We start from the raw sequence: 13,080 nt of genomic DNA on the forward strand, positions 1-13,080 counted from the left end.
TGCCGCGCGCCACGGCGGGCCGCGCCAGCATGGTGTCGAGCCAGCGCTTCACATGGGGGAAGTCGGCGATGTACGACCCTCTCCCGACGGGAGAGGGTAAGAAGCTACACCAGCTTGCCGACGTGCTTCTCCAGGAGCGCCCAGGCCTTGTCGCCGTAGACGCCTTTCCACCGCGCATAGAAGCCGGCGAGCGGCGCCTTGAAGCCGGCGGTGTCGCAGTCGTTGACGATCATGCCCTTGCTCTTCAGGATTCCGACCGCCGCGTCCGTCAGCTTGGCGACGTCCTGCCGTTGGGCCAGCGCCATGGTCCTGGCGTGCTTCTCGACCACGGCCTTGAGGTCGTCGGGCAGCCTCTTCCAGGCGTCGAGGCTCGCCGTGAAGGTGAAGCCGGACCACCAGTGGTTGGTCATGCTGAGATAGGTCTGCACCTCGTAGAGCTTCATCAGGACGATCAGCCCGAGCGGGTCGGTCTGGCCGTCGCAGGTCTTGTCCTTCAGCACCTCGTAGAGGCGGTTGAGCGTGAACGTTTTCGGCTTGGCGCCGAGCGTCTCGAAGAAGTCGACCGTCATCTTCTGCACCGGCGTCCGGATCGTCATGCCGGCCAGATCCTCCACGGTGCGGATTGGCTTGGTGCTCGTGGTGAGGTGGTGGAAGCCGTTGTCGAGCCAGTAGCGGAACGACCAGATGCCCTTGGCCAGCAGCTCGTCGTGGATGTAGTCGCCGAGGTCGCCGTCGAGCGCCTTGAACACCTCGGCGGGCGACTTGAAGACGAACGGCAGCCCGGGCATCTCGGCCACCGGCACGATGGGGCCGAGCACGTTGCCGGCGTTGTAGAGCTCCAGCTCGCCCTTCTGGACCATCTCCAGCATCTTGCTGTCGGAGCCCAGCGCCCCGGCGCCGTGCACCGTGATGGTCAGCCGGCCGCCGGTCTCGGCCCGGATGGCGTCGGCCATCTCCTTGAGCCGGATGACGTTCGGGCTGTCGAGGGGCTGGCTCAGGCCGAGCCGCCAATCGAACTCGGCGGCTCGGGCCCGGGTCCCGATCAGGGCGGAGGCGGCGGCGCCGGCCAGGACGGTGCGGCGGGACAGGCGGGTGGTGTCGAGAAGGCTGTTCATGGCATTCCCCGATGGCTATGGGTGGCGCGGAAGCAGGGAAGCGTGCGGCGGGGGCGTCGGCGATCTCGGACGCTGCGCGAAACGCTATCACGCTGCTCAATCGCTGGGCGATCCCGCCAAAACGCGGGTCTGTCCGGCGACCCTGGTATGAAGAGTGGGACGAGACGGAGGAAGCGAGGACCGATGTTGCGAGCCACCGCTGTGCTGCCCCGCGGGAATGCGTCGGGCGCTGCCGTCGCCGATCGGGTCCTGCTCGACGCGGAGGACCGCCACCGCCGCCGCGTGGTGATGACCGGGGAGGGCGGCACGACATTCCTGCTGGATCTGGCGGAGGCGACGCGGCTGCGCGACGGCGACGGCCTGCTGCTGGAGGACGGCTCGGTCGTGCTGGTGACGGCCAGGCCCGAGCCGCTGGTCGAGGTGACCGCCAGGAGCGCAGCCGATCTCGCCCGGCTCGCCTGGCACATCGGTAACCGCCACACCGAGGTCCAGGTGGTCGGCGAGCGGCTGCGAATCCGCCGCGACCACGTGCTGGAGGACATGCTGCGCGGGCTCGGCGCCGCACTCGCGCCCGTCGACGCGCCGTTCGATCCGGAGTCCGGCGCCTACGATCACGCCCCGGCGCACGGCCACGCGCACGACGACGACCATCATCACGGCCACGATCATTCCCATCACCACCACGAGCACGATCACGGCCACGAGCACGGCCATTCTCATGCGCACGGACACCCTCACCGGCATGACGGCTGAGGTGGCCGAAGGTCCGTCTGCCGCTTCGGTCGCTGCGGCCGTGCCGGGCGCGGCGCTGTACCGGCTGCTCGCCTGGCTGTCGCCGTCTTTTCCGGTGGGCGCCTTCGCCTATTCGAGCGGCCTGGAATGGGCCGTCGAGGCCGGTGACATCCGTGATGCCGACAGCCTCTGCCGCTGGCTCCGGGTCCTGGTCCGTGACGGCGGCCTGTTCTGCGACGCGGCCCTGTTCGGTCACGCGCATCGGGCGACGATGCAGGGCGACGCCGCCGCTCTCGCCGAGACGGCCGAGCTCGCGCTGGCGCTCGCCCCCTCGGCCGAGCGGTTCCTCGAGACGACCACCCAGGGCAAGGCCTTCGTCGCGGCCGTGCAGTCGGCCTGGCCCTGCGCCGCGCTCGCCCACCTTCCGCTCGCCCCGGACGGGACGATCGCCTACCCGATCGCGGTCGCGGTGGTGACGGCCGGCCACGGCATCGCCCTGGCACCGGCCCTCCATGCCTTTGCCCACGCTCTGGTGGCCAACCTGATCTCGGCCGGGGTCCGCCTCGTGCCGCTCGGCCAGACCGACGGCCAGCGCGTCCTGGCCGCGCTCGAGCCGGCCGTCGCCGCGGCTTGCGCTCGCGCCGAGACTGTACCGCTCGATGCCGTCGGCAGCGCCGCGTTCCGGGCCGATCTGGCGGCGATGCGGCACGAGACGCAATACACACGGCTGTTCCGGAGCTGACGACGCGCCGGCGGAGGTAAGGTCGCGCGACGTCGTGCCTCGCGCGATCTGATCACGTCTCCCGCAGCGCAGCAGGGACTTTGGCGATCCGTGCTGCAGCGCAATGCAGGCGACGGCGGAATTTCATGCGTGCCGGCATAGATTTAGGTCCCTGCCGTCACGAATTGCTGCGTACAGCAGAACGCTTCTGATAAAGCGCGGTTTTTCGCCCGTCTCCGGTATCGCTGTCGAGAGAACCGCGCCCGAGTTCTGCGCCCTGCGACGATGAGGCCCGTGTTTCCTGGGCTTGTCGGGCTTCCGCGAAACATGCAGGTTTTCGTCGTCGTTCAGCCGGTTACGTCTCTGCCCCAGGTCGTGCGCTCCGCGCCGTGGTCCCCGAGGGACGCGGCAGCGCCAGAGCGCTCAGCACGACAGGGCGAGCCGGCCGGCCCACCGCCGAGGCTCATGCATGAAACCGTTCGGATACGTCGCGGCGCAGGACTCCGAGCACGCCGTCGCGCTGCTCGCCGAGTACGGCAAGGGCGCCAAGCTGCTCGCCGGCGGCACCGACCTGCTCGCCGACCTCAAGCTCACGCCGCATCCGCCGCCTGCCGTGATGGTCGACATCTCGCGCTGCGCCGACCTGAAGGGCATCGCGATCACCGAGGCCGGGCTGCGTATCGGCGCCATGGTCACGCATTCCGAGATCGTGAACTCGCCTTTGATCCGCGACACGCTGCCGGCGCTCGCCGAGGCGGCGCTGTCGATCGGCGCGGTGCAGACCCGCAATCTCGGCAGCATCGCCGGCAATCTCGTCACCTGCGTGCCGTCGATGGATTCGGGGCCGACGCTGCTGGCGCTCGAGGCGAGCGTCACGATCCTGGGCCCGTCGGGCCGCCGCACCATCGGCCTCGCCGATCTGTTCGTGGGGCCGCGGAAAACCTCGCTCGCCTTCGGGGAGATTCTGGTCGAGATCGTGATTCCGAAGCGCAATGTCGGCAAGCCGACCGGCTTTCAGAAGTTCGGGCTGCGCAAGGGCCAGGCGCTCGCGTTGGTCAACGCCGCGGCGAGCTTCTGGGCCGGCGAAGGCCTGTTCACCGAGCCGACCATCGCGCTCGGTGCCGTCGCGCCGACCGTCATCCGCGCGCCCAAGGCCGAGGCCTATCTGGCCGGGCGGCCCGTCACCGAGGATGCGATGGCCGAGGCCGGCCGCATCGCCGCCACCGAGGCCAAGCCGATCACCGATTTCCGCGCGACGGCCGACTACCGCCGCGACCTCGTCGCCGTGCTGGTGAAGCGCGCCCTCCTGGCCGCCCACGGGCGCGCCACGCCGAACCGGAAGGACATCGCATCGTGAACGTCACCATCACCGTCAACGGCGAAGTCCGCTCCGCCTCGGTGCCGCCCGAGACCACGTTGCTCGTGCTGCTGCGCGAGCACTTCCTGCTCACCGGCGCGAAGACCGGCTGCGACGTCGGCGACTGCGGCGCCTGCACCGTGATCGTCGACGGCAAGGCCGTGAACGCCTGCCTGATGCTGGCCGGCCAGGCGGACGGCCGCACCGTGACGACCATCGAGGGCCTCGCCACCCGCGAGGGACTGCATCCGCTCCAAAAGGTGTTCGAGGAGACGGGTGCGCTGCAATGCGGCTTCTGCGGCCCCGGCGTGATCATGAGCTCGAAGGCGCTGCTGGACGAGATCCCGAACCCGACCACGGCGGAGATCCGCAACGCGCTCGCCGGGAACTTGTGTCGCTGCACCGGTTATCAGAAGATGATCGAAGGCGTGCACGAGGCCGCCGAGATGCTGCAGTCGACCACGACCCCGGCGACCCTGGCGACCAAGACCCCCGCCACCCCCGCGCTCGCAGCGCTTCCGCAGAGGTGAGACGCATGGCCGACGATGTGATGGAACGAGACGTGTCCGTCCTGGAGAAGGAGCGCGTCGCTCCCGTCGAGACGCTGCGGCGGAGCGACGAGGCGCTGCGGCTGCCGGCCGTGGCGCCGCCGACCGCGCTGCCGCTGGAGCCGCCGCTGGTGCCGCAGGTCGGCGAGCAGACCCGCGCCGTCGGACTTCGCGCGCAACGCCCGGACAGCCGCAATCACGGCCTCGGGCTGACCCGCTACATCGACGACATCGCGCTGCCTGGCATGCTGTTCGCCAAGATCAAGCGGGCCGGCGTCGCATCGGCCCGGATCGTGCGCATCGACACCTCGAAGGCCGAGGCGATGCCGGGCGTCAAGGCCGTGCTGGTCGGCAGCGAGATCCCGGTCAACTCCTTCGGGCCGAGCCTGCAGGACCAGCCGCTGCTCGCCGCCCCGATCGTCCGCCACGCCGGCGACGGCGTCGCCGCGGTCGCGGCCGTGACGGAACAGATCGCCGAGGCGGCGATCGACGCCATCGAGGTCGAGTACGAGCCGCTGCCCGGCGTCTACGACGCGATCGAGGCGCTCAAGCCGGACTCGCACAAGGTCCATGGCGGCGACACCAATGTCTACGCCTCCAAGATCATCAAGCGCGGCGACGTCGAGAAGGGCTTCGCCCAGGCCTATCGGATCTACGAGGGCCGCTATTACACGCCCGGCATCGAGCACGCGCCGATGGAGCCTTTCACCTCCATCGCCGACTGGGACGCCAACGGCCGCCTCACCGTCTATGCCTCGATCGGACGCATCACGCTGGCGCGCTGCGACATGTCCCGCACGCTCGGCATCCCGATCAGCCGCATCCGGGTGATCGGCACCGTGGTGGGCGGCAATTTCGGCGGCAAGAACGAGATCCGCCACGAGCCCGTGCTGGCGTTGCTCGCCAAGAAGGCCGGCCGCCCGGTGAAGGGCCGCTTCACCCGCGTCGAGGAGTTCGTCGCCTCGACCATCCGGCACGCCTTCACCATGGACTACAAGACCGGCGTGACCAAGGACGGGCGGCTGATCGCCCGTCAGGTCCGCATGGTGCTGGACGGCGGGGCCTACTGCTCGTTCTCCGAGACGACGCTGGGCAAGGCCTGCATCCTTTCCACCGGCCCCTACGAGATTCCGAACTCGCTCGCCGAGGGCTACGTCGTCTACACCAACAAGACGACGGCCGGCTCGATGCGCGGCTTCGGCGCCCCGCAGGTGTGCTTCGCCTACGAGTCCCAGATGGACGAGATCGCCCGCGACCTCGGCATCGATCCGATCGAGATCCGCGTGCGCAACATGTTCCGCGAAGGCTCGATCAGCTCCACGGGCCAGGTGTTGCACAGCGTCAAGGTGAAGGAGTCGCTGGAGAACGCGGTGAAGAAGTTCGGCTGGGAGGCCCGCTCATGAAACGGCGCGGACGCGGCATCGCGAGCATGTGGTATCCGGTCGGCTTCACGGTGGCGGCGAACCCGTCGGGCGCCGTCGTGAAGGTCAACGAGGACGGCACCGCCGTCGTCCTCACCGGCACGGTGGAGACCGGCCAGGGCGCGCTCGGCGTGCTGTCGCAGATCGCGGCGGAAGCGCTCGGAATCGCCCCGAACGACATCCACATCGTCTCGGGCGACACCGACACCTGTCCGATGGACACCGGCGCCATCGCCAGCCGCACCACCTACATCACCGGCAACGCCATCGCGGCGGCGGCGGCCGAGGCGCGCGACACGCTGTTCGAGGTGGCGTCCCAGATGCTCGGCGTGAAGACCAGCCAGCTCGAGGCCAAGGACCACAAGATCCAGGTGAAGGGCTTCCCGGCCCGCAGCGCTCCGATCGCCGACGTCGCGCTGCGCGCCCACCTCGTCAACGGCACGCCGCCGATCGGCAGCGCCTCGTGGAATCCGCCGACCGTACCGCTCGACCCCGAGACCGGCCAGGGCAAGCCGTTCGGCACCTATGTCTACGCCACCCAGATCGCCGAGATCGACGTCGACGACGAGACCGGCGAGGTCGAGGTGCTGCGGGTGACGGCGTCGCACGACTGCGGCACCGCCATCAACCCGATGCTGGTCGAAGGCCAGATCGAGGGCGGCGTGTTCATGGGGCTCGGCTTCGCGCTGCAGGAGGAGATCCTGTTCGACAAGCAGGGCCGGCAGCTCAACCCCAACCTGACCAACTACATCATGCCGACCACGCTCGACATGCCGGTGGTGGAGAGCGACATCGTCGACTCGTACGACGAGACCGGCCCGTTCGGCGCCAAGGCGGTGGGCGAGCCGAGCCTCGTGCCCACGGCGGCGGCCATCACCAACGCCATCTACGACGCGGTCGGCGTGCGCATCACGGCGCTGCCGGCGACGGCCGAGCGCGTGCTCGCCGCCATCAAGGCCAAGCGCGCCATGGAGCAGAAGCAGATCCCGGCCTGATCCGTCACCGTAACCGCGGCCGCGGAAGACGGCCGCCTCGACCCCCTGACGGCGCCGAAAGGCGCCGTTTTTCTTCGGCGGTCTGCCCGCTACCGCTGGATCGACATCAGGGCGTCGACCGTGCCGGCGCGCTTGTTGGCGAGGACGGCCCGGATGCGACGGTCGAGCTCGGCATCCAGAAACGGCTTGCGCAGGATGTGCTCGTGGCGCACCCCGGCCAGCACGGTGGAGTCGGCATAGCCGGTGATGAACAGGATCGGCAGCGCCGGACGGCGCACCCGCGCCTCGCGGGCGAGGTCCAGCCCGCTCATGCCCGGCATGGCGAAGTCGATCAGGGCGAGGTCGATGTCGTCGCGCGCCGCGAGCCGCTCCAGCGCGGCGCCGCCGCTACCGGCCTCGACGACGCGGTGGCCGAGGCCCTCCAGCATCGCCGCGGTGACGTGGCGGACGTCGTCGTCGTCGTCGACCACCAGCACGCAGGCCGACGCCGGCCGTCCGACCGGCATCTCCTGTCCTGCGGCTTGCTCGGTCTCGTCGACGAGCGGGGCGCGCGGAAAGAACACCCGCACCGTGGTGCCGTGGTCCGGTTCCGTCTCGATCGAGACGCCGCCGCCCGACTGCTTGGCGAAGCCGAGCACCTGGGACAGGCCGAGGCCCGATCCCTTGCCGACCGTCTTGGTGGTGAAGAACGGCTCGAACGCCTTGGCCAGAACCTCGTCGGGCATGCCGGTGCCGGTGTCGGCCACGGCGAGCTCGACATACTCGCCCGCCGCGGGCTGCTCCGGCCGCATCGGGTCGCCGCGCGTGACATTGGCGGTGCGCACCGTCAGCCGGCCGCCCACCTGCATGGCGTCGCGCGCATTGATGGCGAGGTTGAGCACCACGAGCTCGAGCTGGGTCGGGTCGACCAGCGCCGACCAGGGCTCGGGCGACGGCACGGTCTCGATCTCGATGCCGCCGCCCATCGTGGTGGCGAGCAGCTCGCGCATGCGCGCGATGGTGTCGTTGAGGTCGACGGCGCGCGGCTCCAGCCGCTGGCGGCGCGAGAAGGCGAGGAGCTGGGCGATCAGCTTGGCGCCTCGCTCGGCCGCGATGCGGATGTGGGTGATGCGCCGCATCAGCTTGGGATCGTCGGCCTCGGCCCACAGCCGCTCCAGATAGCTGGCATTGCCGAGAATGACGGTGAGCAGATTGTTGAAGTCGTGCGCGACGCCCGAGGTGAGCTGGCCGACCGCATCGAGCCGCTGCATCTGGCGCAGCGTCGATTCGACCTGCTCGCGCTCCTCGATCTGGGCGAGGAGCTGGCGGTTGGCCGCGGCGAGATCCTCGGTGCGCTCGGCGACCCGGGTCTCCAGCGTCTCGTTGAGGCGGATCAGATCCTCGCGCCCCTTGCGCAGCGCCGCCTCCCAGCGCCGCGCGTCGCTGACGTCGACGCAGCTTCCGATGAAGCCCATGAAGGCACCGTCCGCCGCGTAGTGCGGCACGCCGGTGTCGTCCACCTGGCACCATTCGCCGTCGTGCCGGCGCAGGCGGAACTCCAGCCGGAACGGCTCGCGCTGCTCGAAGGCGGAGCGATAGACGCTGGCGCACCGCGCGCGGTCGTCCGGATGGACGGCGGCGAGCCAGTCCTCGCCGAGCGATTCCTCCAGGCCTCGGCCCGTGAAGGTGAGCCACGGCCGGTTGAACCAGGTGCACAGGCCGGACGGATCCGACACCCAGATCATCACCGGCGCCGAGTCGGCGAGATCGCGGAAGCGCGCCTCGAGCTGCGCCAGCTCGTCGGTGCGGCGGCGCTCCTCCTCGCTGGCGCGGGCATTGGAGATCGCGCTGGCGATGTGCCCGACGATCAGATCGAGGAAGCCGCGATAGTCGTCGTCGAAGGCGCGGCGCGGGTTGATGCCGATCACGACGGCGCCGCAGGTCGTGCCGCCGGTGCCGAGGCGCGGCACCGGCAGCACCAGTGCGCGCTTGACCGGCTCGGGCCAGACCGGCCCGGCGAGCGAGCCGAAGCGGAACGGCAGATAGTCGACCAGGGCCGGCTCGCCGGTGCGGATCACCCGCGCCACGGCCCAAGGGTCGTCGTCGTCGTCGAGCCCGACCTCGGCGGCGTGCTTGTCGGCCGGCACCCGACAGGCGCCGGCGGCCTTGATGGTGCCGCGCTCCTCGTCGAGCAGATACAGGAGCGCGATCGGGATGTCTGGATTGTCGGCGCCCAGGACATCGAGCGCGCGCCGGCCGGCGTCGGCGACCGTGCGGGTCTCCGCCGTCTGGGCCGCGAGCTCGCGCAGGATGCGCAGGCGCCGCTCGCCCAGCACCCGCTCGGTCGTCTCGGTGACGGCCGTGAAGACGCCGCCGACGCGGCCGTCGGCGTGCTTGATCGGGCTGTAGGAGTAGGTGAAGTAGGCTTCTTCCAGATAGTTGTTGCGGTCGAGCGGCAGCAGCACGTCGTGCGACCAGGTCGCCTCGCCGTGCCAGATGCTCTCGAGCTGAGGCCCGATGATGCTCCAGGTCTCCGGCCAGATCGCCCGGCCCGGGCGCCCGAGGCTGGCCGGGTGCTTGGTCATGCCGAGGATCGGGCGGTAGGCGTCGTTATAGAGCATCACGAAGTCGGGTCCCCACCAGATCACCATGGGGAAGCGCGAGTTCAGGCAGATGCTGACCGTCATCTTGAGCGCGTCGGGCCAACGCTCCGGCGGTCCGAGCGGCGACTGGGTCCAATCGTGCGCCCGCATGAGCGCGCCCATCTCGCCGCCGTCGGCGAGGAACTGAAAGGTCCTGGAAATGATCTCGGCCCGTTCGGGTTGGGGTGGGGCAGTGTCCGCGCGATGCGTTGTCATCATCTGAAACTCTGACACGGCATCGAAACGTGGCTGGCGGGCAGCGCCGACGATGGCGGCACGTCGGGACGGCTCGGAACACGCAAAGTCGTTTCAGACAAGGTGACGGAATGTCGAGGTCCAGTCAAACAGAACGTATTCACAGAGACTTAGCCGATGGCCCGGAGGCCCTTTGCGCGAGCCGCGCCGGCCTGTAACGTGCGCGCCGACCCGCAACCCCCGAACCCGGGAGACGTCCCCATGGATGCGACCGCGCTGCGTGCCCTGCAGGCCCCCATCAAGGAGCGCTACAAGGCCGACCCTGCCGCCGCCATGATCACGCTGAAGGCGACGGGGACGCTCGACGACACCAGCATCGCCTGCAAGGTGGAGACCGGCCGCGCGCTGGCGGTCGCCGGACTGCATCCGGCGACCGGCGGCACCGGGCTGGAGCTGTGCTCGGGCGACATGCTGCTCGAGGCCCTGGTCGCCTGTGCCGGGGTGACGTTGAAGGCGGTGGCGACGGCGCTGGCCATCCCGCTGAACAGCGGCAGCGTGGCGGCCGAGGGCGACCTCGACTTCCGCGGCACGCTCGGCGTCGCCAAGGACGCGCCGGTCGGCTTCGCCGAGATCCGGCTGACCTTCACGGTCGATACCGATGCGCCGCAGGAGCAGCTCGATCAGCTCCTCAAGTTGACCGAGCGCTACTGCGTGGTCTACCAGACCATCCGCAACGGCCCGCCGGTCCAGGTGCGGCTCGACCGCGCCTGAAGCCTTGCGCCGCGACGCCGGTGCGGGTTCCTTCTCCTGATCGCGCCCGGCGTACCCGATGTCCCCCGATCTCGCACTGCTGCCGCTCGCCGCCAAGATGGCGACCACGGCCCTGATCGTCGTGGTGGCGACGCTCGCGGCCGAGCGGGCCGGCGCGCTCCTCGGTGCCATGATCGCGACGCTGCCGACCTCGACCGGGCCGGCCTACGTCTTTCTCGCCCTCGACCATTCGGCCGACTTCATCGCGGCGGCCGCACTGGCGAGCTTCACGGCCAACATTCCCAACGGCATCTTCGCGCTCGCCTACGTGCTGGCGGCGCAGCGGCACGGCATCGTGGCGAGCGCGCTGACGGCGCTCGCGGCGTGGTTCCTGGCCGGTCTGGTGGTGCAGGCGGTGCCGTGGTCGACCGGCCCGGCCGTGGTCGTGGTCTTCGCCGTGCTGCTCGGCTGCGTCGCCCTGGCGTCGCGCTGGCGCCACGCCGCGGCCCCGCTCGCCCGGCGGCGCTGGTACGACATCCCGGCCCGCGCCGTGATGGTGGCGAGCCTGGTCGGCTTCGTGGTGACGGGGAGCGCGTGGCTCGGCACCGGCTTCACCGGCCTCCTCTCGGCCTTCCCCGTGGTGCTGCTGAGCTTCGTGATCATCCTGCAGCCGCGCCTCGGCGGCCCGGCGACGGCGGCCATCATCGCCAATGCGCTCGTGGGCCTGGTCGGCTTCACGACCGCCTGCCTGGTGATCCACCTGTCGGTGCCGCGTCTCGGCGTCTGGCCGGGGCTCGCCCTCGCCCTCGCCGTCGCGGTGGGCTTCAACCTCGCGGTGCTGCTGGTGCGAAGGCCGCGGCGCGGCGTGGCACGGCGGTGATCCGCCTCACCCCAGGCTCGGCATGATCAGGCCTTTGTCGCGGGCGCAATCCTGGGCCAGCTCGTAGCCGGCGTCGGCGTGGCGGATGACGCCGGTGGCGGGGTCGTTCCACAGCACGCGGGCGAGTCGTCGCGCGGCGCCCTCGGTCCCGTCCGCGACGATCACCATGCCGGCGTGCTGCGAGTAGCCGATGCCGACGCCGCCGCCGTGATGGATCGACACCCAGGTGGCGCCGCTGGCGCAGTTGACCAATGCGTTGAGCAGCGGCCAGTCCGACACCGCATCGGAGCCGTCCAGCATCGCCTCGGTCTCGCGGTTCGGGCTCGCGACGCTGCCGGAGTCGAGATGATCGCGTCCGATCACGATCGGCGCGCTGATCTCGCCTTTGGCGACCATCTCGTTGAAGGCGAGGCCGACGCGGTGGCGGTCGCCGAGCCCGAGCCAGCAGATGCGCGCCGGCAGTCCCTGGAACTTGATGCGCTTCTGCGCCATGTCGATCCAGGTGTGCAGGCTCTTGTCGTTCGGCAGCAGCGCCTTGACCGCCTCGTCGGCGCGAAGGATGTCGGCGGGGTCGCCGGACAGCGCGGCCCAGCGGAACGGGCCGATGCCGCGGCAGAACATCGGTCGGATATAGGCCGGCACGAAGCCCGGGAACGCGAACGCGTCGGCGAGGCCCTCGTCCTGCGCCATCTGGCGGATGTTGTTGCCGTAGTCGACGGTCGGCACGCCGGCGCGGTGGAAGTCGAGCATCGCCCGGACGTGATCGACCATCGAGCGCTTCGCCGCGGCCGCGACCGCCTTGGGGTCGATCTCGCGCTTCGCCTCCCACTCGGCGAGCGTCCAGCCTTTCGGCAGATAGCCGTTGACCGGGTCGTGCGCCGAGGTCTGATCGGTGACGGCGTCGGGCCGCACGCCGCGGCGGAACAGCTCGGGGAAGATCTCGGCGGCGTTGCCGAGCACGCCGACCGACAGCGGCGTCTTGTCGGCGCAGGAGCGTCGGATGATCTCCAGCGCCTCGTCGAGGCTCTCGGCCTTGACGTCCAGATAACCGGTGCGCAGCCGCATCTCGATGCGGCTCGGCTGGCACTCGACGACCAGGCAGGAGGCGCCCGCCATCACGGCAGCGAGCGGCTGGGCGCCGCCCATGCCGCCGAGACCGGCGGTGAGGATCCAGCGGCCGGCGAGGTCGCCGCCGTAGTGCCGGCGGCCCATCTCGGCGAAGGTCTCGTAGGTGCCCTGCACGATGCCCTGCGAGCCGATATAGATCCACGAGCCGGCCGTCATCTGGCCGTACATCATCAGGCCTTTTCGATCGAGCTCGTTGAAGTGCTCCCAGGTGCCCCAGTGCGGCACCAGGTTCGAATTGGCGATGAGAACGCGCGGCGCGTCGGCATGCGTGGTCAGCACCGCCACCGGCTTGCCGGACTGCACCAGTAGGGTCTGGTCGGCCTCGAGCGATTTCAGCGCCGCGACGATACGATCGAAGCTCTCCCAGTTGCGTGCGGCGCGGCCGATGCCGCCGTAGACGACGAGCTCGCCCGGCTTCTCGGCGACGTCGGGATCGAGGTTGTTCATCAGCATCCGCAGCGGCGCCTCGGTGAGCCAGCTCTTGGCCGAGAGCGTGTTGCCGTGCGGCGCGCGGATGGTGCGGGCGTTGTCGATGCGGGTCATCTGTTTGGTCCTCTGGCTGGTCATTCCGGGGCGCCGCGCAGCGGCGAACCCGGAATCCAGACACGAACACCGAG

The 13,080-nt window shown here is 70.1% G+C and carries 11 protein-coding genes; 8 read left to right on the plus strand and 3 right to left on the minus strand.

From position 1 onward, the window contains the following. Positions 1 to 104: 104 nt before the first annotated feature. The gene (locus CH341_RS13370) at positions 105 to 1,115 is read right to left on the minus strand and encodes a TRAP transporter substrate-binding protein (RefSeq protein ID WP_111419521.1); all 1,011 of its coding nucleotides are present in this window, start codon (positions 1,113 to 1,115) and stop codon (positions 105 to 107) included. Positions 1,116 to 1,298: 183 nt separating this feature from the next. Here CH341_RS13370 and CH341_RS13375 point away from each other — a divergent pair, with 183 nt between their 5' ends. The 6 genes from CH341_RS13375 (at position 1,299) to CH341_RS36305 (ending at position 6,889) form a co-directional block, all read left to right on the plus strand. Further along, entirely contained in the window at positions 1,299 to 1,868 is a 570-nt protein-coding gene (locus CH341_RS13375; RefSeq protein ID WP_111419522.1) for an urease accessory protein UreE, read from the plus strand. Next, positions 1,834 to 2,589: an urease accessory protein UreF gene (locus tag CH341_RS13380; protein ID WP_111419523.1), complete on the plus strand. Its 756-nt coding sequence runs from the start codon at positions 1,834 to 1,836 to the stop codon at positions 2,587 to 2,589. The genes CH341_RS13375 and CH341_RS13380 overlap by 35 nt, the downstream gene beginning before the upstream one ends. A 448-nt stretch (positions 2,590 to 3,037) precedes the next feature. Next, positions 3,038 to 3,925, plus strand: coding sequence for an FAD binding domain-containing protein (locus CH341_RS13385; RefSeq protein ID WP_111419524.1), 888 nt, complete (start codon positions 3,038 to 3,040; stop codon positions 3,923 to 3,925). After that, positions 3,922 to 4,455: a (2Fe-2S)-binding protein gene (locus tag CH341_RS13390; RefSeq protein ID WP_111419525.1), complete on the plus strand. Its 534-nt coding sequence runs from the start codon at positions 3,922 to 3,924 to the stop codon at positions 4,453 to 4,455. The genes CH341_RS13385 and CH341_RS13390 overlap by 4 nt, the downstream gene beginning before the upstream one ends. A 5-nt stretch (positions 4,456 to 4,460) precedes the next feature. Next, on the plus strand, positions 4,461 to 5,876 hold the full coding sequence (locus tag CH341_RS36300) for a xanthine dehydrogenase family protein molybdopterin-binding subunit (protein WP_111419526.1): 1,416 nt from the start codon (positions 4,461 to 4,463) through the stop codon (positions 5,874 to 5,876). Then, positions 5,873 to 6,889, plus strand: coding sequence for a xanthine dehydrogenase family protein molybdopterin-binding subunit (locus tag CH341_RS36305; RefSeq protein WP_111419527.1), 1,017 nt, complete (start codon positions 5,873 to 5,875; stop codon positions 6,887 to 6,889). Before CH341_RS36300 ends, CH341_RS36305 begins: the two co-directional genes overlap by 4 nt. Before the next feature lie 89 nt (positions 6,890 to 6,978). Here CH341_RS36305 and CH341_RS13405 read toward each other — a convergent pair whose 3' ends face one another. Beyond that, the gene (locus tag CH341_RS13405; protein WP_170149614.1) at positions 6,979 to 9,621 is read right to left on the minus strand and encodes an ATP-binding protein; all 2,643 of its coding nucleotides are present in this window, start codon (positions 9,619 to 9,621) and stop codon (positions 6,979 to 6,981) included. Between the two features lie 345 nt (positions 9,622 to 9,966). Here CH341_RS13405 and CH341_RS13410 point away from each other — a divergent pair, with 345 nt between their 5' ends. Together CH341_RS13410 and CH341_RS13415 are read left to right on the plus strand one after the other, a co-directional pair. Then, complete coding sequence (locus CH341_RS13410) at positions 9,967 to 10,476, plus strand: OsmC family protein (RefSeq protein ID WP_111419529.1); 510 nt, start codon at positions 9,967 to 9,969, stop codon at positions 10,474 to 10,476. 58 nt (positions 10,477 to 10,534) lie between these two features. Further along, positions 10,535 to 11,335 carry a hypothetical protein gene (locus tag CH341_RS13415; RefSeq protein WP_111419530.1) on the plus strand — a complete coding sequence of 267 codons (801 nt, stop codon included), beginning with the start codon at positions 10,535 to 10,537 and terminating at the stop codon, positions 11,333 to 11,335. Positions 11,336 to 11,341: 6 nt separating this feature from the next. Here the strand turns inward: CH341_RS13415 and hutU are convergent, their stop codons facing one another. Next, complete coding sequence (hutU, locus tag CH341_RS13420; RefSeq protein ID WP_111419531.1) at positions 11,342 to 13,006, minus strand: urocanate hydratase; 1,665 nt, start codon at positions 13,004 to 13,006, stop codon at positions 11,342 to 11,344. Positions 13,007 to 13,080: the final 74 nt, after the last annotated feature.

It is taken from the genome of Rhodoplanes roseus, from assembly GCF_003258865.1.
Classification (GTDB): Bacteria; Pseudomonadota; Alphaproteobacteria; order Rhizobiales; family Xanthobacteraceae; genus Rhodoplanes; species Rhodoplanes roseus.